This window comes from Clostridioides sp. ES-S-0054-01 (assembly GCA_021561035.1).
GTDB lineage: Bacteria > Bacillota > Clostridia > Peptostreptococcales > Peptostreptococcaceae > Clostridioides.
On sequence record CP067346.1, the window covers coordinates 918,778 to 944,104 of the forward strand.

The following is a 25,327-nucleotide window of genomic DNA, read 5'->3' on the forward strand; positions in this document are numbered from 1 at the left end:
GATGAGAAATGAATGTTTAGGGATAATAAATTTAAACAAAAAAGGAGACCCAGCAATAAACAAACTTAACTATGGAAGACCAATAGCATCTACACCAATAGCTGGAAGATATAGAATAATAGATTTTGCTTTATCTAATATGATAAATTCAGGAATCACTAAAGTTGGAATATTCGCAAAGGAAAAATACAGATCATTGACAGACCATATAGGCAGTGGTAAAGATTGGGATTTAAGTAGAAAAAAAGGTGGTCTATCAATTTTTAGTCCAGAAAACACTAAGTACAGAAACACTTACTCACATAGAGAAGGTGACATATATACCATCTTGGCTAATCTAGATTATATAGAAAAGAGTGAAGAAGAATATATTTTAATAGCTCCAAGCTATATGCTATGCAATTTAAATTATTCTCATGCCTTGGAATACCATAAAAAATCTCATAATGATATAACTATGATATATAAAAATGTAAACAATGCAAATAAAGATTTTGCGGGTAACTTAACTCTAAATTTAGATAGTAACAATAGGGTAATAAATGTTGGAAATAATTTAGGTAAATTCCCTAGAGCAAATATATGTATGGAAACGTATATTATGAAACGTGAAGATTTTGTTGAATGTATATATAATATTGTAAATAAAGGAAATTATTGTTACTTAGAAGAATTCATTATTGAAGAAGCAGAAAATATGAAAGTAGGAGCTTATGAGTATACAGGATATTTAAAATGTATAAATTCTGTTGAATCATATTTTGAAATGAGCAAAGATTTATTAAATTTAGAAGTTGCTGACGAATTATTATATTCTGAAAGAAAGATATTTACAAAAGAAAAGAATGAATCACCTACAATTTATACAGATAGTGCTAAAGTAGAAAATAGCTTTATAGCATCAGGTTGTTTAATTGAAGGTACTGTAAAAGACAGTATTATATTTAGAAAGGTCAATGTTGAAAAAGGAACAGTTATAGAAAACTCAATAGTAATGCAAAATTGTGTAATAAAGTCAAATGCAAAATTATATAATGCAATATTAGATAAAAATACAAATATATCAAATGGAAAAGAGTTAAGAGGAGATGAAAAATATCCTCTTGTAGTAGAAAAGAATACAAATATATAAATATATTTTTTAGAAGGGGGAATAACTAGTGAAGGTTTTTTATGTAACAGCAGAATGTTGGCCCTTTGCAAAAACTGGAGGATTAGGAGATGTTTCTTATGCATTGCCTAAAGAATTAAAAAAAGAAGGTGTAGATGTAAGGGTTATAATGCCTAAATATTCAACTATACCAAGTTATTTAAAAGATCAACTGAAAGAAATAGCAGTGTTTAGTGTACGTGTTGGATGGAGAAATCAATACTGTGGTCTTTTAGAAATGGAACTGGATGGTGTAAAATTTTACTTTATAGATAATGAATTTTATTTTAGAAGAGAAGATGAAAGAAAGAGTATCTATGGATATGGAGATGATGCAGAAAGGTATACTTTCTTTACAGATGCTGTTTTAGAAGCTATAAGTAGAATTGATTTTTACCCAGATGTAATACATATAAATGATTGGCATACAGGTATGTTACCATTAATTCTAAAAGAAAGATATGCAACCCTTGAGGGGTATAAAAATATAAAAACTATGTATACTATACATAATCTCCAATATCAAGGTGTGTTTGATAAGTATATTTTAGATGATGTATTGGACTTACCACAAAAATACTTTGATAACGGAGATATAGAGTATTATGGTTCAATAAATTTTATGAAAGCTGGAATAAATTTTGCAGATAAGATTATAACTGTTAGTCCTACTTATGCAAATGAAATACAAACGCCTTTTTATGGTGAACAATTAGATGGATTGCTTAGAAAAGAATCAGACAAATTAAAAGGTATATTAAATGGCATAGATTATGATTTAAATGACCCTGCAAAAGACAAAGATATATTTGTTCATTATGATGTAGGTTCTATTGATAAAAAGATAGAAAACAAATTGAGATTACAAGATATATTGGGACTAAAAAAAGATTCGTCTATTCCATTGATAGGTATAGTTTCAAGATTAGTTTCTCAAAAAGGGTTTGACTTAATAGCATATATGATGCCTGAACTTATGAGAGAAGATTTGCAGATTGTCGTTTTAGGAACTGGAGAACATCAATATCAGTCAATGTTCAATTATTATGATTCCAATTTCTCAGATAAAGTATCAGCTAGAATTACTTTTAATGCATCATTGGCTCAACAGATATATGCTGCAAGTGATATATTCTTAATGCCATCACTGTTTGAGCCTTGTGGTATAGGGCAAATGTTGGCTATGAGATATGGTTCTTTACCAATAGTTAGAGAGACTGGAGGGCTTAAGGATACTGTAATACCTTACAATAAATTTACTGGCAAAGGCAATGGATTTAGTTTTAAAAATTACAATGCTCATGAGATGTTTTTCTGTTTGAAAAATGCAATTAAAGTGTTTAAAGATAAAGAAAAATGGATTAAATTAGTTGAAAATGCAATGAACACAGATAATAGTTGGAAAAAATCAGCTAAGGAGTATATAGAAACGTATAGAGACATATGTGATTAAAGGAGTGGTTTTTTTGGTAACAATAAGCAAAAAGAAGTTTAAGCAAAAATTTGAAGTAAAAATGTATAGCTTATATGCACAATCTATCAAGGAAGCTACTGATGAACAATTGTTAAATGTATTATGTAGTCTACTGAAAGATGAAATAGCAAAAAAATGGGTTGCTACAAAGTTAGATAAGAAAAAAGAAGTTTATTATTTTAGTTTAGAATTTTTAATAGGAAGGCAATTAAAATCTAACTTACTAAATTTAAATATTGAAGAAGAAGTTAGAGAAGGTTTATCAGAATTAGGAATTAACTTAGATGATTTAATTGAAGCTGAAGTAGACCCAGCCTTAGGAAATGGTGGGCTTGGTAGATTAGCAGCTTGCTTTTTAGATTCTATGGCATCTTTGAACATAAGTGGTCAAGGATATGGAATAAGATATAAATATGGTCTTTTTGAACAAAAATTTGTAAGTGGTTATCAGGTAGAAGTGCCTGATAACTGGCTTACAGAAGGACGATATGCGTGGGAAACTGTAAGACCAAATGAAGCAACAATGGTGAAGTTTGGTGGAGAGGTGGAATTAATCAGGGAAGGTGGTCACTTAAAAGTAATCCATAAAGACTATCTTCCTGTAATGGCAATGCCTTATGATATACCAATAATCGGATACCAAAATCAATGTATAAATACTTTAAGATTGTTTAAAAGTGAAATACCAAAGAGAGATTTTGGTGAACTTACTTCAAATGCTCTAAATTATTCTGGTAGCTATGAAGAGGCTTTAAAACATAAGTACTATACTGAGGAAATATCACAGGTACTATATCCTGATGATTCAAATTACGCAGGCAAGTTATTGAGGTTAAAACAAGAATACTTTTTTGTAAGTGCAGGGATACAAGATATCATAAGAAAATACAAAAAGAATAAATTGAATATCAATAATTTATTTGATAAGGTAGCTATCCATATAAATGATACACATCCTACGTTATGTATACCAGAGCTTATGAGAATTTTGCTTGATGAAGAATACTTATCTTGGGATGAAGCATGGCAAATAACTAAAAAAACAGTATCTTATACTAATCATACTATAATGTCAGAAGCTATGGAAAAATGGCCAGTAAGTATGATGAAAGAGCTATTACCAAGAATTTATATGATAATAGAAGAAATAAACAGAAGATATGTAGAGGAGTTAAATAATAAAGGATATGACCAAGATAGAATAAATAGAATGAGTATAATACACTGGGACAACATCAACATGGCAAATTTATGTATTGTAACAAGTCACAGTGTAAACGGGGTTGCTAAACTTCATACTCAGATTCTTGAAACTGAGGTATTGAAAGACTTCTATAAAGATGAGCCAAATAAATTTAATAATAAGACTAATGGAATTGCACATAGACGATGGCTTATAAGTTCAAATCCTCAACTTAGCAATTTAATTACAGATTTGATTGGTGATTCGTGGAAGAAAGACACTTTACAATTAAAGAATATTGAAAAATTTAAAAATGATTCTTCTGTTTTACAAAAACTTGATGATATAAAATACGATAATAAAGCAAATTTAGCAAAGTTTATAAAAGGTAAATACGATTTAAATATCGACCCAAGTTCAATATTTGATGTTCAAGTTAAGAGATTACATGCTTATAAAAGACAGTTGTTGAATATATTTAATGTGCTTCATATGTATCATGAGTTGCTTGATAATCCTAATTTAAATATTGACCCGAGAACTTTTATATTTGGTGCAAAAGCTGCACCAGGATATTATTTAGCTAAGTGTATAATTAAATTTATAAATTCTGTTGCAAGTACTATAAACAATGATGTTAGAGTAAGAGACAAGTTAAAAGTAGTATTTTTAGAGAACTATGGGGTATCACTAGCAGAGATAATAATACCAGCAGCAAATGTTAGTGAGCAAATTTCAACTACAACTAAGGAAGCATCTGGAACAAGTAATATGAAGTTTATGATGAATGGTGCTATAACTTTGGCTACACTTGATGGTGCAAATGTGGAGATATGTGAACAAGTGGGTAAAGAAAACATGTTTTTATTTGGGCTTAGTGCAGAACAAGTTTTGAATTATAATAAGTATGGTGGATATTCTTCACTTGACTTGTATCATTCTAATATGAATATAAAAAGGGTTGTAGATGATTTAATAAATGGATTTATTCCTAATCTAGGTGAAGAAGGAAGAAGCATTTATAATTCACTTACTACTTATAATGATGAGTATTTTGTATTGAGAGATTTTGAAAATTACGGTCAAGCTCAAGCTGATATAAACAGATTATATAGAGATAAAGAAAAATGGAATACAATGTCTTTGGTTAATATAGCTAATTCAGGATTTTTCTCTTCAGATAGAACAATTTCTGAATATGCAAAAGACATTTGGTTTAAAAGGGTGTGATTAAATGCAAGGTATAATAGAATATAACTCTTGGGATGAAAATTTTAAGGCTCCGTTTGGAGCTTTAAAATTTAATGAGGAATTGAAGATTTATGTTAAAGTAAATGAAGGGTATGATGTCAAGTCTATTTCCCTAGAAATAAATAGAGACGAAGAAATGAGAACAATAACTTTAAATGAAGAATTAGATAATGATAAATTTGGGACGTGTTTTAGTTGCAAGGTTAAAAAATTTGATGATACAGGTATTTATTTTTATTATTTTAAAGTTGATGTTGAAATAGATGGTCACAAAAAGACCCTACTTTATGGAAAGAATAGAGAGAATGGATGCTCTTGTGAATATGATTATGATAATATTAATAAATATCAAATTACTGTTTACAAAGATTTTAAGGTACCAACATGGTACAAAGAAGGAATACTTTATCATATATTTGTAGATAGGTTCAATAATGGGAATCGTAATGGTAAGGTTGATAATCCTAAAAAAAATAGTTTCATATATGGAAATTGGGAAGATATACCTATGTACATAAAGGATAGTCAAGGGGATATTATAAGATGGGATTTCCATGGTGGAAATCTAAGAGGAATAATCAATAAACTTGGATACCTAAAAAAATTAGGTGTAACTATACTATATCTAAGCCCTATATTTGAAGCTTCTAGTAATCATAAGTATGACACAGGTGACTATAAGAAAATTGACCCAATGTTTGGGGATGAAGATACATTTAAAGAACTTATTAATAAGGCAAAAGAAAAAGGTATATCAATAGTATTGGATGGAGTTTTTAGTCATACTGGAGCAGATAGTAAATATTTTAATATGTATGGAAATTATAATAGCTTAGGAGCATATCAATCAAAAGAATCTCGATATTATTCATGGTATATGTTTGAAGAATTTCCTCAAAAGTATAGAAGTTGGTGGGATGTTAAGACATTGCCAAATATAAATGAATTAGAAAATAGTTACATGGATTATATAATATATGATAAAGATAGTGTTATAAATAAATGGATAAACATGGGTGTTAAGGGCTGGAGATTAGATGTAGCAGATGAACTACCAACTAAGTTTATAAGAGAGCTAAAAAAAGAACTAAAAAAGGCTGATGCTGACTCAATTCTTATAGGTGAAGTATGGGAAGATGCATCAAATAAGATTAGCTATGGACAAAGAAGAAGCTATCTATTAGGAGAAGAATTAGATTCTGTTATGGGGTATCCTTTTAGAAATAATATGTTTTCTTTCTTAAAAGGAGAAATTAATTCATGTGAACTTTGTAATAGATATATGCAGATTAAGGAAAATTATCCAAAAGAATCATTTAAGTCTAATTTAAATTTAATTGGAACACATGATGTTACAAGAGCTAAAACTGAATTAAATGATGATGTAGACTTAGTGAAGCTTGCTGTAGCTATACAGATGACATTTGAGGGGGTACCATATATATATTATGGAGATGAAGCAGGTCTTTGTGGAGGCGTTGACCCAGATAATAGAAGGACATATCCATGGAAAAATGAAGATGAAAATATGCTTAACTTCTATAAGGATATTATAAAAATTAGAAATAAAAATAAACTTTTAAGCTCTGGAGGTACAGAATTTGTATATACTACAACTGATTCTGTGTTTGCATTTATTAGATTTAATGAAGATAATGATAGAATATTAATTTTAGTAAATAGAAGTGATAATATTGAAAATATATCATTAAATATAGTGGGTAGTTTTATTGAGGAAATACCTATAAAGTATAGTCCTAAGAACATAAATAATACTATACAAATTGAAAATAATGAATTGAAAGTAGATTTAGACTCTAAATCATTTAGAGTTTTTAAAGTAAATTAAATATATGAGTTTGGAAAAAATAAATAGAAAACAGAAAATATAGAAAGATTTTGAATTATCAAAATATTTCTATATTTTTTGTGTAAATCATCTCTAGAATTTTAGTATTCCAAAATATTACAAATAAGTGTAAAAAATGTCATAATTATGATATTATATAAATTAGTTAGATAAAACGTAACCTCTTTACCTAAATTATAGGGAGATTTTTATAATCTTAATATGGAGGGATGAAACAGTTAAAATAAATATATAAAAATCTAAAAGAAGCTACTATTTTTTAGTAGATTTTAATAATAAAGATATAGCTTTATCTAGTAATTTAGATGTAGGTATTTGAATTTCTTTTGAGTACTGTTGTAATTTTTCTCAAAGTTTAGTATTGATGGTATTTAATATTCTCTATAGTAGATAAGATAAGATTTTATGAATTAAAAAGATTGACAAAGACAATATTCAAGAAAATATGAAAATAATAGGAAAGGAGGGTGTTACCAAAAAACTAAGAACATTTCAAAAATTGAATTAAAGATTAAAAAACTTCATAGAAAAGTTAAAAATATTAGGTTAAATCATATGCACCAAGTTACTAATAAGATGGTGAGAATCAAACCGTCAATAGTAGTGATGGAGGGGTTAAGAATATAATGAAAAGTAGACATTTAGCTAAATCAATTCAACAACAAGGATTTTATACATTTATAGAGAAAATAAAATATGAATGAGAGTGGAAAGGGATAAAATTCGTTCAAGTTCCAACATTCTATCCTTCAAGTAAAATGTGTAGCAATTGCGGTAGTATAAAAAGTCTATGGAGTGTTATAGCAAATTATAGTAGCTTAGGCAAAATAAGACACTATGAAGTAGAAAAGAAACAGGAATCTTTAATTTATAGATTTTTGGTAACGGAACATCTTATGAAGGTAGATCCACTTACAACTCAAGTATATGACTATATATCAAAGAAAATCCAAAATGGAGAGTATGAAGCAAATCGAAGAATTACTGAATCTGAGATTTGTAAATCTATCGGAGTTAGTAGAACACCAGCAAGGGAAGCATTAACGAGGTTGGCGGGTGAAAATTTACTAGAAAAGATACCTAATAAGGGATTTGTAGTAAAAGAATTTCAAGAAAGGGAAAAATTAGACACCTACTCTGTAATTGGAGTATTGGATGGATTAGCCGGTTCTTCAGCATTACAAAATTTAACTGAATCAGACTTAACAAAAATGGAAGAATTAACAGAGATGATGACGGTCTCTATAAAGTATAAAAATTACAATAACTATTTAAAATTAAGTAATGAATTTCACGATATGTACATAACTAAATCAGATAATCAAGTGTTAATAAATCTATTGAACTCTTTAAGATATAATTTTATGTCAAAGTCATATACTAGTGATAATGAAAATGCGTTATATAAAATGCTGGAATACAGTAATAATCAACATATTGAGGTAGTAAAATTTATGAGAGAGAATGATTTAGTAAATGTTGAAAGAATTTTGAAAGAGCATTGGAAAACGATACCTATATCAGATATGGAATAAGAGAAGCTTTTATAAAGTTTCTCTTTATTTTTTATATAATTTTATTATTTTTTGCTAATTATTAAAATAAAAATAAGAATAAATTTAATTTAAAATACTAATAGAAACCCTAAAACACTATGATAGAATAGGTATATTAAAACAAACGCACGTAAATCAAAAAGTTTATAGGATTTTAATATTATAAATATAGAATTTATTTTATCAATTAAAAAAATTTAATAAATTTTAATATAAAATTAAAATACGAAAATAGGAAAATTATTTAGTCTAACTAAACTAAGAATTTTTATATATGGACTAAGAATAATATAAAAGTTTAGTAATAAAATACTTACAAATTAAAAAAAGTAAACTCAAAAGCTTACTAAATCTAAAAAAAACAAAAATATTAAAAAAATAAAAAACAAAAAAGTTTATAAATACTAATTTTTAAAAAAATTAATATAAACAATAAAAAACAAAAAAGTTTATAAATATTGATATAACTAATGTATATGTTTTTGAGTGAGTTCAAAAAAATACTTGTAAAAATATTGAAATGTTAATATAATAAATATCATAAGTTTAATAAAAGTAAAAATAAAAAATAGAAATAATAAATAATAAATATTAAAAATGTTTGAATATAGAGAGGGGATGAATTTAAAATCATGGATAGTGAGTTCGCAAATGCAGTTGAATTAAGCTATGAGTGTGCTCCATTATTAGAGTCATTAAAGGAATACTCAGAGAAAGATATAGCTTGTTTTGATGTGCCTGGACATGTAAAAAATAGAGGTGTAGATATATTAAATAAATATCTAGGTGAAAGTCTCATGAAAATGGATATAAATTCATCACCAACTATGGACAATGTATCTGCCCCAAATGGAGTTATAAGAAATGCACAGGATTTACTAGCACAAGCATATATGGCTGATGAGGCATTCTTTATAACTAATGGAACAACTCAAGCAATACATGCAATGATTTTGAGTGTGATAAAACCAGGTGAGAAAGTATTACTCCCAAGAAATATACATAAATCAGTAATAAATGCATTAATACTTTGTGGAGGAATACCAATATTTATACAACCAGAATTTGATGAACAACTAGATATAAGTTTAAATATTACTCTTGAAAAAGTTAAAAAAGAGATAGCAAAAGATTGTAATATAAAAGCATTGTTTTTCCTTAATCCAACTTACTATGGGATTTGTGCTGACCTTGAGAGTATTATAGAGCTGTGTCATAAAAATAATGTTTTAGTGTTAGTGGATGAAGCTCATGGTGCACATTTTCCATTTCATTTAGATTTACCTCCTTCTGCAATAAGTTTGGGAGCTGATATGGTGGCTGTAAGTATACATAAAACTGGAGGAGCGTTGACACAATCTTCAGCACTTTTATTGAATAGAAATAATGTAAGGTCTGAAAAGGTTCTTCAATCAATCAATATGCTACAATCAACATCTGCATCTTATTTGCTTATGGCAAGTATAGATGGTGCTAGAGTTAATCTAGTTGAAAATGGGGAAAAGCAATTATCAAAAGCATTAAATTTATCTAGGTATGCAAAATCTAGATTGAGCAAAATTGATGGAATAAAAGTCTTATCTACTGAAATATTGAAACAAAAAGGTGTTAAATTTATAGACGAAACAAAATTGTGTATAAATGTAAAAGAATTAAATTTGACTGGATTTGAAGTTTACGATTTATTATATAAAAATTTTTCAATTCAAGTAGAGTTAGGAGATTCGCACAATATTCTGGCGCTTGTATCTATTGGAACAAATAAATCAGATATAGATAGATTAGTAAAAGCACTTTCTATAATTGCAAAGGTTTATAGAAAAGAAGCAATATTAAATAAGTTTAATATGGTTCAAATAAATCCAACCATTAAACTTAATCCAAGAGAAGCCTTTTATGCACCAAAAGAAAGCGTAGAAATTAATTCTTGTATAGATAGAATTTGTGGAGAATCAATAATGGCGTATCCACCAGGTATACCAATTGTTGCTCCAGGAGAATTGATAACAGAAGAAATTATGGAGTATATTATTTTCTTAAAAAATAGCAATGCATATCTGACAGATGTACAAGATAAAAACTTAGATAGAATACTAGTAATAAAATAAATTACTTTATTTTGAAAGGTTAAAAGTTTATTAAATAGAGTTTATTAAAAAGATAAAGGAGTTGGGATTGAAATGAAATTTAAAACACTAGGAAGACATATACTAGTAGAATACTATAATTGTGATGAAAACATACTTAAAGACCCACATCTTATAGAAAATTTTATGAATGATTCAGCACTAAGTGCAAAAGCTACAATCGTTGATTCTGTATTCCACCATTTTAATCCTTGGGGGGTTTCAGGAGCTGTTATAATTGCTGAATCTCATTTGACAATACATACCTGGCCTGAATATGGTTATGCAGCAGCAGATTTTTTTACTTGTGGTGATATAGACCCATGGAAGAGTTTTGAATTATTAGAACAACTTTTAAAGTCTGAAAGAAGTGAGTCTACAGAAATTCCAAGAGGTTTAACCACAAAAATTAAAAAATATTCAAAAAAAGATTTGGGTAAGATTACTCATAAACCAGAAGCAGTATAAAATATATAAGAGGAAGTGAGGATTATTATATGGAACTTTGGTATACAGAAGAATGGACAGAAAATGTAAGATTTTCTATAAAAGTAAATAAGCACTTATTTGAGGGAAAGTCTAAATTTCAGAGGATAGATGTATTCGATAGTGATGAATTTGGAAAGTTTCTAACGATAGATGGATTAATGATGGTAACATATAAAGATGAGTTTATATACCATGAGATGATAACTCATGTCCCTATGGCTACAAATTTAAACATAAAGAAAGTATTAGTTATAGGTGGAGGTGATGGCGGTACAGTAAGAGAATTAAGCCGTTATACTCAAATAGAAAAGATTGACATGGTTGAAATAGATAAAATGGTCGTAGATGTATCTAAGGAATATATGGATATATGCTCATGTAAATTAGATGATAAAAGAGTAAGTTTATATTTTGAAGATGGTGTTAATTTTGTTAAGTGTGCTTGTGATAAATCATATGATTTGATAATAGTAGACTCAACTGACCCAATAGGACCAGGAGAAGGTCTTTTTTCAACTGATTTTTATAAGGATTGTTATAGAATACTGACTGATGATGGAATTTTGGTAAATCAAAGTGAAAGTCCATATTTTGATTTTAATGCTAAGGAGATGAAAAGAGCCAATAAAAAGTTAAAAGAAATATTTCCAATCTCTAAAGTCTATCAAGCACATATACCAACATACCCATCTGGTCATTGGCTGTTTGGATTTGCTTCAAAAAAACTTAATCCAATAAAAAATCAAGATATGAATGGATGGGAGAAATTAAATTTAAAAACTAAATATTATAATAGTAATATACACTTAGGTTCATTTATGTTGCCTCAATACGTAAAGGAGATGCTAGATGAACAATAATTTCTATTATATGAATACTTTTATGAGTATGGACAAAAATTATGAAGAATCTAATCTGATAGTATTTGGTGTTGGATTTGATGGAACTACTTCAAATAGACCTGGAGCTAGATTTGCAAGTAGTTATATGAGAAAAGAATTTTATGGTCTCGAGACATATAGCCCTTTTTTAGACTTGGATTTAGAAGATTATAATATATGTGATTATGGAGATTTAGAAATTAGTATTGGAAGCACAGAACAAGTATTAAAAGAAATCTATCAAGAGACATATAAGATTGTTAGGGATTCAAAGGTGCCATTTATGATTGGAGGAGAGCATTTAGTTACATTACCGGCTTTTAAAGCAGTATATGAAAAGTATAATGATATATATGTAATTCATTTTGATGCTCATACAGATTTGAGGGAAGAATATAATAATAGTAAAAATTCTCATGCAACAGTAATTAAAAGGATATGGGATATTGTAGGAGATAATAAAATATTTCAATTTGGAATAAGGTCTGGTACAAAAGAAGAATTTAAATTTGCTACAGAGCAAAAACACACATACATGGAAATAGGAGGAATAGGTACATTTGAAAATATAGTTAATATGCTAAGTGGAAAGAATATTTATCTGACTATAGACTTAGATGTATTGGATGCGTCTGTATTTCCAGGAACAGGTACACCAGAACCTGGTGGTGTAAATTATAGAGAATTTCAAGAGATTTTTAAGATTATAAAAAACTCAAATATAAATATAGTTGGTTGTGATATAGTAGAGTTAAGCCCTGATTATGATACTACAGGCGTATCAACAGTTATAGCCTGTAAAATCTTAAGAGAGTTATGTTTGATAATATCTGATAAAATTAGATAGAGTATTTTATATGGATAATATATATTATAATACAAGAAGTTATTTAAAAAAAGTTGTTTTAAATTGGAGATTTTTTAAAGTAACTTTTTATTTTTGTAATGAACAATAAATATAATGAACAACAAAAAAGAGCCTTCTATAGCTCCTTTTCTAAAATATATATATTTAAATTAAATAATTATATTCTATTTACGTTTTCAGCTTGAGGTCCTCTATTACCTTGAGTTATATCAAAGCTAACCTTTTCGCCTTCTTCTAAAGTTTTGTATCCATCATTTTGTATAGCTGAGAAATGTACGAAAACATCATCTTCTCCCTCTACAGATATGAACCCAAATCCTTTTTCATTGTTAAACCATTTTACTATTCCGTTTTTCATTATAAGAAAACCTCCGCATTATTAAAAAATACAAACTAAAAAAATAAGTCTGTATTATTAATATATCATAAAATTTAAATAAAAGCAAATAAAATTTTTAAAAAAATTAATTAGTTTTAGAATTTAATAAAAATTGTTAAATTATATAGCGAGAAGTAGTATAAAATTTGACGAAAGTATGAATATGAACAATGAATTTAATATCAAAAAATGTAATAAAAATGATTATAAGTAAAAAGTAAAATTAAAATATATAATAAAAAATATTATATATTCGGTTGTAAATTAAAAATAAAAATAGTGAAATTTCAGAAATATCAATAATATTATATAATAAAATAAAAAAATATTATATATATTCGATAAAATAAAATTTAAACATATAATATTTTATGTATATATTAATAAAAGGAAATATTGTGTTATAATGGTATCGTATAAAATCATTTACGGGGGTGGTATTAAAATGTTTCAATTTGAAACACAAATACACAAATTAAGACATGATGTTTTAACTGCAATAGCTAGGCTTGGAAAAGAAGATAACCTTACAAGAGAAGCAATGGATAATATTCAGTATGAAATAATAAAAGGTGAGAAACCTACATATAGATGTTGTGTTTATAAAGAAAGAGCCATAATATCTGAGAGAGTAAATGTAAGTATGGGGTTACAACCAGGTCAAGATAAGATAGATTTAGATACTATGGATATAGAAGAGGATGAACAAATTATATATATTTTGGGAGCTGCATGTGATAGTTGTCCAATAAATGAATTTACAGTAACCGATATTTGTAGAGGATGTCTAGCACATAGATGTAAAGAAGCTTGTAAATTTGGTGCTATAACACATGTCGGAGGAATGGCTTATATAAATCATGAATTATGTAAGGCTTGTGGAATGTGTAAAAAAGCTTGTCAATACGATGCCATCTCCGAAGTTGTTAGACCATGTAAGAGTGTTTGTCCAACTAATGCATTAGGATTTGATAGAGAGAATATGAAAGCTGTGATACATGAAGATAAATGTTTAAACTGTGGTGCATGTATGTCAGCCTGCCCATTCGGAGCAATATCTGATAAGAGTCTGATAGCTCCTGTGGCTAGAAAATTAGTTCAAAAACAGAAAATGTACGCAGTAGTAGCTCCAGCTATAACAGGTCAAGTTGAAGCAAATGTTACATATGGTCAAATAAAAAATGCTATAAAATCACTAGGCTTTATTGATGTATTAGAAGCAGCTTGTGGAGCAGATGCAGTTACAGTTCATGAAAGTTTAGAATTTGCTGAAAGAATGGAAAAGGGAGAAGATTTTATGACAAATTCTTGTTGTCCAGGATTTGTTGGTTACATAGAAAAGACATTCCCAAATCATGTAGGAAAAATATCTTCTACAGTGTCTCCTATGATAGCTAGTGGTAGATTTATAAAAAGTCATGAGCCAGATGCTAAAGTTGTATTCATAGGACCATGTACAGCTAAAAAGAGTGAGGCAGCTAAGAAAGAATTAAAAGGAGCTATTGATTATGTACTTACTTTTGAAGAAATAATGGCATTATTTGAGGCATTTGATGTAGATTTGGCTAAGTGTTCAAATGAAGATATAGATGATGCATCAATTTTTGGAAGAGGTTTTGGAGCTTCTGGAGGTCTTACAAAGGCTATAGAGAACTATCTTGCTGAAAAAGGTATTGGTGTTAATTTTGAACCTGTAAAGATTTCTGGTTCAAGAGAAATCAAGAAAACTATGACTATGGCTAATTTAGGAAAATTAGAAGGTAATTTTATAGAAGGAATGATGTGTGAAGGTGGATGTATAAATGGTTCTGGTAAATTCTTATCGGGTGCAAAGGTTAAAGCCACTTTTGATAGAAAAAATTCTCAATCAACTAAGAAGAGTGTCTTAGCAAATACAAAGATAAAAGATTTTAGTAATATAAATTTAGAAAGATAAAGATAATACAAAGTAACAAAAATACATATTATTAATAGAGTTGTTTTAAGTTGAAGTTTAACTTTTGGACAACTCTATTTTTATTTATATATTTAATTATTGAGTAACCAAAATAAAAGTTATATGCACTTAAAATAAAAATTACATATATAATATTTTGTATATAACTTAACAAAGTATATGCCTATGTTATAATAATTTGTAGAAATAAATAAAAAATACAATATACATAATAGTATAAATATAGCAAAAAAGATGTGATTTATAGGGAGGATTACTTATGTTTGAGTTTGAAACGCAACTAAAAAGGTTGAAGCATGAAGTTTTAACAGCAGTGGCAAGGTTATCTATTGAAGAAAGTTTAACAAAAGAAAATATAGAAAAAATTCCATATGAAATAATTAAAGGAGAAAAGGCGAGATATAGATGCTGTGTTTATAAAGAGAGAGAGGTAGTTCTTGAAAGAGCACAACTTGCATTAAGTTTAACTCCAAATAGTAAATATGGAGATATAAATCCAGATTCAGTTAGTTTGGACACAGATGAGCAAATTATATATATAGTGGAAGCAGCATGCGATAGATGTCCAATAAATGAATTTACAGTTACAGAGCTTTGTAGAGGGTGTTTAGCTCATAGATGTAAAGAAGCATGTAAGTTTGGGGCAATTTCTTATATAAATGGAAGGGCATATATAAATCATGAATTATGTAAGGCCTGTGGAATGTGCAAAAGTTCATGTCAATATGATGCTATATCAGAAGTTGTAAGACCTTGCAAGAGTGTTTGTCCAACAGGAGCTTTGGATTTTAATAGAAACACTATGAAAGCTATGATACATGAAGATAACTGTATAAATTGTGGAGCATGTATGTCAGCATGCCCTTTTGGAGCAATATCTGATAAGAGTTTGATAGCACCTGTTGCAAAAAAGCTTGCAAAAAAAGAAAATATGTATGCGATAGTAGCTCCAGCTATAACAGGTCAAATCGATAGTAATATTACATATGGACAATTAAAAAATGCTATAAAATCATTGGGGTTTGTAGATATGATAGAAGCTTCTTGTGGAGCAGATGCAGTTACAGTTCATGAAAGTAATGAGTTTATTGAAAGAATAAAATCAGGAGATAATTACATGACAAATTCATGTTGTCCAGGATTTTTTAAGTATATAGAGAAAATGTTCCCAGATGAAAAAGATAGAATATCATCTACAGTATCTCCTATGGTAGCAACAGGAAGATTAGTAAAAAAATTTGATTCTGATGCCAAGGTTGTATTTATAGGGCCATGTACAGCTAAAAAGAGTGAGGCAACAGAGAAGTGTTTAAAAGATTCAGTAGATTATGTACTCACTTTTGAAGAACTAATGGCATTATTTGAAGCATTTAATATAGATTTATCAAAATGTTCAAATGAAGATATAAATGATGGTTCGATTTTTGGAAGGGGATTTGGAGCATCTGGTGGACTTGCTAAATCAATACAGAATTATATTGCCGAGAAGGGGATTAGTTTTGATTTTGAACCTATAAAAGTATCTGGTCCAAGACAAATTAAAAAGGCAATGACAATGGCTAAATTGGGAAGGTTAGAAGGTAATTTTATAGAAGGAATGATGTGTGAAGAAGGTTGTATTAATGGAGCAGGTAAGTTTTTATCAGGTGTAAAGGCTAAAAATACTTTTGATAGAAAAAATGGACAATCAACTAAAAAGAGTGTTTTATCTAATGATAAGATTAAAGAATTTGAAGATATAAATTTAGAAAGATAATCTTAATTTTTAGAAAAGAACGGTATAACTTTTTTTCCATGCCACAAATATGCCTAGAATTTGCCCTTTTTATATGTGTATTTTACAGAGTTAAGATTGTTATACTATAAATGTGTAATAAATAAATTTATAGGAGATTTTGGATGAAGAAAATAATATTAAGAGACATCCTGTTTTTTGTTACTACATTATCTCTAATAGCAATATTATTGATTGTAGTAAATATAACTGCTAATGGTAAGATAAAATTAACAAGTGAATCTTATTTAAAAAGTAACAAAAATGGTGTGAGTCAAAATAATATTCAGAGTAGCACAAAAAATACTGCATTTAAGACTACTATACTAAGCACTGGAAAATCTGATTGTATATTAATTGAGATAGGTGATAAAGTCATAATGATTGATACAGGAGAAGATAAAAATGGAAAACAAATAGTTGATAGATTAAAAGAAAAAGGAATAAACACACTTGACTATTTGATTTTAACCCACTTAGATAAGGACCACATAGGTGGAGTAGATAGTGTGTTATCTAGTGTCAAAATAAACAATATTATACAGGCAAATTATAAGAAAGATAGTAAGCAATATGATGAATATATTGATTCACTTAAAAAGGCTGATGTAGAACCAGTAGTACTAAAAGAGAAGATGGATATTGTAATCAATAGTGCAGAAATAAACATACAACCAGCTTCAAAAAGCCAGTATGAGAGTTCAAATGATTATTCAATAATCACTAGTATAAATTATGGAGCACATAAGTTTTTATTTTCAGGAGATGCAGAGGAAAAAAGATTGGCAGAATTTATAGGTGAAAATACTTTAAAATATGATTTTGTTAAAATACCTCATCATGGTAGATATGACAAATTAACTGAAGCATTTCTAGAATCTATTTCACCCAAATATGCTGTTATCACATGTTCAGAGAAAAAAGAACCAGATGAAGATGTTTTAAAAATATTGAAAAAGTTGAATATAAAAACATTTTTGACTTCTAATGGAGATATAGTTATTAAAAGTGATGGTAAGACGTTGAGTGTGAATCAATAATTTTTTTTAAAAATATCTAAAAAAATTTAAAAAAATCATTAGCAAATATTACCTCTTAAACATAGTATATTTTAGGAGCTGAAACTCCACATACAAAATGACTAGGAGGTAACATATTATGTTGGATAGATTTTTTGGTGAAGGCGGATTTGGTGGATGTGCTTGGTGGATAATAATATTATTCTTCTTATTCTTAGCATTCCAAGATTGTTGGGCTGAAATGGACTTATGTGCATGGATACCTTTCTTAATATTATTATTAATACTTTGTGAATGTGGTGACGTTTTTGATGGAGGATGTGGATGCTAAAAAAATCAATTTAAATGATTTAACAAAGCTTATGGTGGGTATAAATAAAATACCAAACCAATCACAATCTAGTGTTTGAAGGTAGTCGGAAATCCCCCGCTACCTTCTTTTTTTATGTTTAAAATTTATTTTTGGATTATTTCATTTACATATAATAATTTTTACTATAAAGTCTGATATAATTAAAAAGAAAATAAATTTTATTTATAGGAGATGTAAAAATGGCTATAGTGGATAAGATTTTCAATGAGATAAAACTTATGGTTGCAAGACTTTTATTGGGGAAAAAATACAGTGAATATGAAGAAAAAGATTTAGTGTATAATACAGAAGAAGAAGTTATACTTATAACTTTAAAAAGGTTGGTTTTTCAGGGAAATGTGAACGAAGCAGAAGAAATTTTATTTGACAAGGCTAAGACTGTAAATAGTGAAAATATGCAGTATATAGCAATAGAATTTTATACTATGCTTATGGAAAAAACTGATGAAGAATTAGAAGCTATGAATTTTTCTAAACAAGAAGTTTATCAAGGGATAGAAGATATTAGGAAAGTATTAAATTTAGAATAAAAGATATATGAGAATATTGAAATAAATTAATGCTAAGGTGAGAATATTATACTTATATATAAAAATATAATATTCTTATTTTATTAGTTATATAAGTATATCTTATTTGCTATAAAACTATCTTGAAAAAAAATAATCTTAATTGTATAATATTACTTTGAGTGAAAAAGTATTAACATTTTTTTATAAGATGTTTTACTAAAAAAATATATATAAATATACTGTTATCAATAAGAAATTTAATTTAGTGAGGTGTTAAGATGAAAGTAGGATTTGACCACAAAAAATATTTAGAAGAGCAGTCTAAATATATCTTAGAAAGAGTAAACAATTTTGACAAGCTTTATTTAGAGTTTGGAGGCAAGTTGATAGGAGACCTTCATGCAAAAAGAGTACTACCAGGATTTGATGAAAATGCAAAGATAAAAGTATTACAGCATATGAAAGAAAAAGTTGAAGTTGTAATTTGTGTATATGCAGGAGATATAGAAAGAAATAAAATAAGAGGAGACTTTGGTATCACTTATGATATGGAAGTTTTAAGATTAATAGATGATTTAAGAGGTTATGAACTAGATGTAAATAGTGTAGTAATTACTAGATTTGAAGGACAACCTGCCACAACTGTATTCATAAATAAATTAGAACGTAGAGGAATTAAAGTTTATAAGCATTATCCAACAAAGGGATATCCGTCAGATGTTGAGACTATAGTTAGTGATGAAGGGTATGGAGCAAATGAATATATAGAAACTACAAAACCAATAGTAGTAGTAACAGCACCAGGACCTAATAGTGGAAAACTTGGTACTTGTCTAAGTCAGTTATATCATGAAAATAAAAGAGGTAATGTAGTTGGATATTCTAAGTTTGAGACATTCCCAGTTTGGAATGTACCTGTAAAACATCCTTTAAATATAGCTTATGAGGCAGCTACGGTTGATTTAAAAGATGTAAATATGATAGACTCATTCCATCTTGAAACTTATGGTGAAATGTCAGTAAACTACAATAGAGATTTAGAATTATTCCCAGTGCTTAAGAAAATAATAGAAAAGATAACTGGAAAAGAATCAATTTTCCAATCTCCAACTGATATGGGTGTTAATAGAGTTGGATTTGGAATAATAGATGATGAAGTAATAAGAAAAGCTTCTACAGAAGAAATAATAAGAAGATACTTTAAAACTGCTTGTGAGTATAAAAAGGGGCAAGTTGATAAGGGTGCTTATGATAGAATGAAAATGATTATGGAAGAACTCAACTTAAAACCAGAAGATAGAAATGTTGTATTACCTGCTAGAAATTACAGTAATAAATTAAAAGAAAGTGCTGACAAGAATGATACTTGTCCTGTAGTTGCATTAGAATTAGAAGACGGTACAATATTAACTGGTAAGGGTTCTGATTTAATGAATGGGACAGCAGCAGCAGTATTAAATGCAATTAAACACTTAGCTAATATATCTGATGATATGCACTTAATATCACCTGTAATATTAGAGCCTATTATAAATTTAAAAACAAAAACTTTAGCCAGTAGAAATGTTTCACTTAGTTGCCAAGAAGTGTTAACTGCACTTAGCATTTGTGCTGTGACTAATCCAACTGCACAATTTGCTATGGAAAAATTAGCATTATTAAAAGGGTGTCAATCTCATTCTACTACTATATTAAATAGAGATGATGAACAAACATTTAGAAAGCTTGGCATAGATGTAACTTGTGACCCAGAGTATCCTTCACAAAATCTTTACTATAGTTAAATTTATATAAAAAAATATGGGCTGTTTTAAAGTAATAGTTTGAGCAGTCCATTACAATTATAATAAAATCAGTAGACTGTCTTGTATAAGGCAGTCTTTTGTTTTTAAAACATCCCATTTAAATTAAATATATATACTGTTATCCATAAGGAATTTTAAATTTAGTTCCTTGGAATACTTATTGTAAAGCTTTTATATGGTTTTTGCAAGTGTTTTTAAGTATTTTTTATAAATTATATTGAAGTTAATTGATTATAGGTTGTTTTATTTATAGAAAATATGAATATATAAAGAAAATCATGAAAAAATAGCCTAAAGAAACATAAGTTTGGTATAATTAAAAAGGAATCTAAATAAAATTAATTTATTTATACTTTAAAAGGTGATAAGGATGGAACTTCATAGAAAAATAATTCATATAGATATGGATGCTTTTTATGCATCTATAGAACAAAGAGATAATAAAAAATTAAAAGGAAGACCTGTGATTGTTGGTGGAAATCCACAAAGCAGAGGTGTGGTTGCAACATGCTCTTACGAAGCTAGAAAATTTGGTATCCATTCAGCTATGTCATCAGCTATAGCTTATAATAGATGCCCATATGCAGTTTTTGTAAGACCTAGATTTGATGTGTATAAGAGTGTGTCAGAACAAATAAGAGATATATTTTATAGATACACAGATTTAGTTGAGCCGTTGTCTTTAGATGAAGCTTACTTAGATGTAACAAAAAATAAAAAAAGTATTGATTCATCAATTGAGATAGCAAAGCAAATAAAAAGAGACATACTTAGAGAAGTTGGTCTTACTTCTTCAGCTGGTGTATCGTACAATAAGTTTCTTGCTAAGATTGCATCAGATTTAAAAAAGCCAAATGGATTAACTGTAATAACCGAAGAAAATGCCCAAGACTTTTTGGATAAATTACCTGTGAATAAATTTTTTGGTGTTGGAAAAGTTACTTCCAATACTCTTAAAAATTTAGGTATAAAAACAGGATACGATTTAAGGTGTTTAAATTTATTTGAACTTGAAAATATATTTAAAAAAAGAGGTTACGAATTATATAAATTTGCTAGAGGAATAGACGATAGACCAGTGGAACCAAATAGAGTTAGAAAATCTGTTGGAGCAGAGACTACATTAAGTCATAATTTAGATATTGATGAAGAAGAAACACGCAACATTCTTGATGAACTTTGTGAAGAGGTATGTAGCAGATTAAAAAGCTCTGAAAAGTTTGGAAAAACATTAACATTAAAAATTAAATATGAGGATTTTACACAGATAACCAGAAGCCTTAGTTTAGAGTGCTATATTGACGAATACAATGATATAAGAAGTGGTATAGACAATTTATTGAGAAATGTTGATATGAATGGAAAACAAATTAGGCTATTGGGAGTTACAATATCAAACTTAAGAGATAAAAAAGAAACTTATAAAGATATTACCTTATTTGAGTACATGGATAGTATTCAACTATGAGTTTTGTTTAAATAAAATAACACTAGTTTTAATATTATATAATTGAGGCTAGTGTTATTTTACGAATATTTTTATACTTTTTTGTTTTTTACATTATATATTATATACTATATATAAATACTTTATATTTGTAGCAATATTCAGACATATATTGACCTAAAAGTCGTACTTTGTTTACATAAATAAAATAGTATGATATAATTATAAAAACAACTTATCACATTGGCAAAGGTTGCTTGTTCAAAAAAGGGGATGATAAATTATGATAGAGATAAGAAATGTAACCAAAAAGATAGGAAATAATGTTATATTAGACGATATTTCTCTAACTGTAGAAACCGGTACATTGGTAGTTTTGATTGGTTCAAGTGGTTGTGGGAAGACTACTACCTTGAAGCTTATAAACAAATTAATAAAACCTACATCTGGTGAGATATATATTAATGGCAAACCAATTTCTCAGGAAAATGAAATAGAACTTAGAAGAAAAATAGGATATGTTATACAGAACACAGGCCTATTCCCTCATCTTACAATAAAAGAAAATATAGAGCTAATTCCACGCCTAAAAAAGGAAAAATCCGTTGAAGAAATTGAGAAAAGAACATTGCAACTACTTGAGATGGTAGGGCTTAACAGTGATGAATTTTTAGATAAATATCCTTCAGAACTTAGTGGTGGACAACAACAAAGAATCGGTGTTGCAAGAGCCATTGCTACTGATGCTGAAATAATATTGATGGATGAGCCTTTTAGTGCTTTAGACCCAATAACAAGAACATCTTTACAAGAACAATTATTTTCTCTCCAAGATGAATTGAAAAAAACTATAATATTTGTAACTCATGATATGGATGAGGCTTTAAAGATAGCTGATAAAATTTGTATTATGAAGGATGGAAGAATAGCACAATATGATACTCCAGAAAACATACTTAGAAAGCCTGCAAATGACTTTGTAAGAGATTTTATTGGAGAAGATAGAGTTTGGGATAATCCAGAATATATAAAAGCAAAAGATATTATGATAAAAAATCCTATTGCTGTTACCTCAACTAGAACAGTAACTCAAGGGATAGAAATTATGAGAACAAGTAAGGTTGATAGCTTACTAATCATAGATAGAGCTAAAACATTAAAAGGTATTGTTACTGTAAAAGATATGAAAGATATTAGTGATAAGTCAATATTACTTGCTGATATTATGTCAAGTGAGCCTTTGCATGTAAATGAAGGAGATAATTTAGTTGAAATACTAAATGTAATGAATCGTAATTCGGTTGGATATATTCCAGTTATTTCTAATGAAAATAAACTCGTAGGTCTTATTACTAGAAGTAGTTTACTTTCTGTTTTAAGTGAACAATTCCTAGAAATGGAGGTGAGTGTCCTTGGATAATTTTTTTAACTTTATACTGTTACAAAAAGATAAGATTATAGAACTTTTAATACAACATATGAGTCTAACTGTTACATCTATTTTAATAGCTATAATAGTTGGTGTTCCTCTTGGAATAATTATTTCAAGAATCTCATCTCTTAGGAAATTTGTACTTGGATTTGTAAACTTAGTCCAAGCAGTTCCATCTATGGCACTTTTGGGTCTTCTTGTACCTATACTTGGTATAGGAAGTAAACCAGCCATATTTATGGTAGTAGTCTATTCATTACTGCCAATTGTAAAAAATACGTATATAGGTATAACCAGTATTGACCCAGTAGTATTAGAATCAGCTAAAGGTATCGGTCTTACAAGAAATCAGACATTATTTAAAATACAATTTCCTTTAGCACTTCCCATAATAATGGGTGGGGTTAGAATATCTGCAGTTACAGCTGTTGGATTGATGACTCTTGCAGCATTTATAGGTGCTGGAGGTTTAGGATATTTAGTATTTTCAGGGGTTCAAACTGTAAATAATAATATGATTTTAGCAGGAGCAATTCCATCATGTATAATTGCATTAATAGTTGATTATTTATTTAGTAAGATTGAAGTTGCAGTTACTCCAAAAGGGTTAAATCCAAAAGCACCAAAGAAAAATTATATAGCACTTAAAGTAATATCTGTCGTAGTTGTTGTTTCAATGTTGTTTGTTGCTTTTAGTTCTAGTTTTTCAAGTAAAAAAGATACAATAACTATTGGTTCTAAAGATTATACAGAACAGCTTATACTTGGTAATATTTATGCTGAATTAGTAGAAAAAAATACGAATCTTAAAGTTAATAAGAATTTAAATCTAGGCGGTTCATCTGTTGCATTTAGTGCAATTAAATCTGGTGAACTAGACATGTATGTGGACTATACAGGTACACTTTTGGTAAATGTAATGAAACATACTCCAATTAAAGATGCTGATGAAGCATATAATGTTGTAAAAGATACTATGGAAAAAGAAAATCAGTTAACTCTGCTTGACCCTCTTGGATTTAATAATACTTATACATTAGCCATGATGCCTGAAACTGCTGAAAAGTATGGAGTAAATACTATTTCTGATTTGACTAAGTATAGTAAAGACTTTATCTTCTCGCCAACTTTAGAGTTTGAAAATAGAGAGGATGGTCTTATAGGGCTTTCTATGGATTATGGCTTAAATTTCAAAGATGTAAAAGCAATGAATGGAAGTTTAAGATATACAGCTTTAGATAATAATGAATCTCAGGTTGTAGATGCATTTTTAACTGATGGTCTTATTAAAAAGTTTAATCTTAAGATATTAGAAGACGATAAAAACTTCTTTGTACCATATTATGCAGCACCATTAGTAAGAGAAGATACTTTAAAGAAATATCCTGAGTTAGAAAAAGTTATGAATATGCTTTCAGGAAAAATAAACGAAGAAACTATGAGAGAACTTAACTATCAAGTTGATGAACTTGGTAAATCACCAGAAGATGTTGCTCATTCATTCTTAGTTAAAGAAGGCTTAGTATAAAAAATTAATAGTTTATATCAAAAACTTAATGGAGTGTCTCAAAATGAACTTTTTAGTTCATGAGGCACTCTTTTTGTATGAAAAAAAATATATTTTATCATTTTTCAACAATTAAAAAGAAGCTTATCTCTATTTTGGGACAGCCCATTATTTTTATGTATGCCAAAACCATACCTACGATTTTTATTTATAATTAAGTTTCAAATTGAATGAACAAGTACAACCAATTTTGAATATAAATATAGTAAATGTG

At 28.2% G+C, this 25,327-nt stretch carries 19 protein-coding genes and 1 pseudogene; 18 read left to right on the forward strand and 2 right to left on the reverse strand.

The genetic code is table 11. The features are described from left to right. Position 1: 1 nt before the first annotated feature. Genes glgD through JJC02_04580 form a run of 4 tightly spaced genes read left to right on the forward strand, consistent with a single transcriptional unit; the run spans position 2 to position 6,907 of the window. A complete protein-coding gene (gene glgD, locus JJC02_04565) occupies positions 2-1,132 on the forward strand; it encodes a glucose-1-phosphate adenylyltransferase subunit GlgD (GenBank protein ID UDN55458.1) in 1,131 nt (376 codons plus the stop codon). A gap of 28 nt (positions 1,133-1,160) precedes the next feature. After that, positions 1,161-2,603 (forward strand): glycogen synthase GlgA, encoded by a 1,443-nt coding sequence (gene glgA, locus JJC02_04570; protein ID UDN55459.1) that lies wholly within the window; start codon positions 1,161-1,163, stop codon positions 2,601-2,603. A 13-nt stretch (positions 2,604-2,616) separates the two neighbouring features. Continuing rightward, a complete protein-coding gene (locus tag JJC02_04575) occupies positions 2,617-5,037 on the forward strand; it encodes a glycogen/starch/alpha-glucan phosphorylase (protein ID UDN55460.1) in 2,421 nt (806 codons plus the stop codon). A gap of 4 nt (positions 5,038-5,041) precedes the next feature. Next, a complete protein-coding gene (locus tag JJC02_04580) occupies positions 5,042-6,907 on the forward strand; it encodes a glycoside hydrolase family 13 protein (protein UDN55461.1) in 1,866 nt (621 codons plus the stop codon). Between the two features lie 273 nt (positions 6,908-7,180). Here the strand turns inward: JJC02_04580 and JJC02_04585 are convergent. Further along, positions 7,181-7,306: pseudogene (locus JJC02_04585) on the reverse strand (ribbon-helix-helix domain-containing protein). A 518-nt stretch (positions 7,307-7,824) separates the two neighbouring features. On the opposite strand from JJC02_04585, the gene JJC02_04590 reads away from it, so the two are divergent. The 5 genes from JJC02_04590 to speB all read left to right on the forward strand — a co-directional run bounded on the left by JJC02_04590 (position 7,825) and on the right by speB (position 12,827). Next, entirely contained in the window at positions 7,825-8,463 is a 639-nt protein-coding gene (locus JJC02_04590; protein ID UDN56377.1) for a GntR family transcriptional regulator, read from the forward strand. 653 nt (positions 8,464-9,116) lie between these two features. Further along, the gene (locus tag JJC02_04595) at positions 9,117-10,592 is read left to right on the forward strand and encodes an aminotransferase class V-fold PLP-dependent enzyme (GenBank protein ID UDN55462.1); all 1,476 of its coding nucleotides are present in this window, start codon (positions 9,117-9,119) and stop codon (positions 10,590-10,592) included. A 72-nt stretch (positions 10,593-10,664) separates the two neighbouring features. Further along, a complete protein-coding gene (gene speD, locus JJC02_04600; protein UDN55463.1) occupies positions 10,665-11,078 on the forward strand; it encodes an adenosylmethionine decarboxylase in 414 nt (137 codons plus the stop codon). 29 nt (positions 11,079-11,107) lie between these two features. Beyond that, positions 11,108-11,959 carry a polyamine aminopropyltransferase gene (gene speE / locus JJC02_04605; GenBank protein UDN55464.1) on the forward strand — a complete coding sequence of 284 codons (852 nt, stop codon included), beginning with the start codon at positions 11,108-11,110 and terminating at the stop codon, positions 11,957-11,959. Further along, complete coding sequence (gene speB / locus JJC02_04610; protein ID UDN55465.1) at positions 11,949-12,827, forward strand: agmatinase; 879 nt, start codon at positions 11,949-11,951, stop codon at positions 12,825-12,827. Before speE ends, speB begins: the two co-directional genes overlap by 11 nt. 178 nt (positions 12,828-13,005) lie before the next feature. Here speB and JJC02_04615 read toward each other — a convergent pair whose 3' ends face one another. Continuing rightward, positions 13,006-13,206: a cold-shock protein gene (locus JJC02_04615; GenBank protein UDN55466.1), complete on the reverse strand. Its 201-nt coding sequence runs from the start codon at positions 13,204-13,206 to the stop codon at positions 13,006-13,008. 466 nt (positions 13,207-13,672) lie between these two features. On the opposite strand from JJC02_04615, the gene JJC02_04620 reads away from it, so the two are divergent. From JJC02_04620 to JJC02_04660, 9 genes are all read left to right on the forward strand, one after another. After that, complete coding sequence (locus JJC02_04620) at positions 13,673-15,163, forward strand: 4Fe-4S dicluster domain-containing protein (protein ID UDN55467.1); 1,491 nt, start codon at positions 13,673-13,675, stop codon at positions 15,161-15,163. Positions 15,164-15,443: 280 nt separating this feature from the next. Next, on the forward strand, positions 15,444-16,940 hold the full coding sequence (locus JJC02_04625; protein ID UDN55468.1) for a 4Fe-4S dicluster domain-containing protein: 1,497 nt from the start codon (positions 15,444-15,446) through the stop codon (positions 16,938-16,940). Positions 16,941-17,083: 143 nt separating this feature from the next. Further along, on the forward strand, positions 17,084-17,998 hold the full coding sequence (locus JJC02_04630) for an MBL fold metallo-hydrolase (GenBank protein ID UDN55469.1): 915 nt from the start codon (positions 17,084-17,086) through the stop codon (positions 17,996-17,998). 118 nt (positions 17,999-18,116) lie between these two features. After that, positions 18,117-18,308 (forward strand): hypothetical protein, encoded by a 192-nt coding sequence (locus JJC02_04635; protein ID UDN55470.1) that lies wholly within the window; start codon positions 18,117-18,119, stop codon positions 18,306-18,308. Positions 18,309-18,529: 221 nt separating this feature from the next. After that, positions 18,530-18,880 carry a hypothetical protein gene (locus tag JJC02_04640; GenBank protein ID UDN55471.1) on the forward strand — a complete coding sequence of 117 codons (351 nt, stop codon included), beginning with the start codon at positions 18,530-18,532 and terminating at the stop codon, positions 18,878-18,880. Positions 18,881-19,140: 260 nt separating this feature from the next. Beyond that, entirely contained in the window at positions 19,141-20,646 is a 1,506-nt protein-coding gene (locus JJC02_04645) for a DUF1846 domain-containing protein (protein UDN55472.1), read from the forward strand. A gap of 391 nt (positions 20,647-21,037) precedes the next feature. Continuing rightward, on the forward strand, positions 21,038-22,135 hold the full coding sequence (gene dinB / locus JJC02_04650; GenBank protein ID UDN55473.1) for a DNA polymerase IV: 1,098 nt from the start codon (positions 21,038-21,040) through the stop codon (positions 22,133-22,135). Between the two features lie 262 nt (positions 22,136-22,397). Continuing rightward, positions 22,398-23,534: an ABC transporter ATP-binding protein gene (locus JJC02_04655; protein UDN55474.1), complete on the forward strand. Its 1,137-nt coding sequence runs from the start codon at positions 22,398-22,400 to the stop codon at positions 23,532-23,534. Further along, a complete protein-coding gene (locus tag JJC02_04660) occupies positions 23,527-25,074 on the forward strand; it encodes an ABC transporter permease subunit (GenBank protein ID UDN55475.1) in 1,548 nt (515 codons plus the stop codon). The genes JJC02_04655 and JJC02_04660 overlap by 8 nt, the downstream gene beginning before the upstream one ends. Positions 25,075-25,327: the final 253 nt, after the last annotated feature.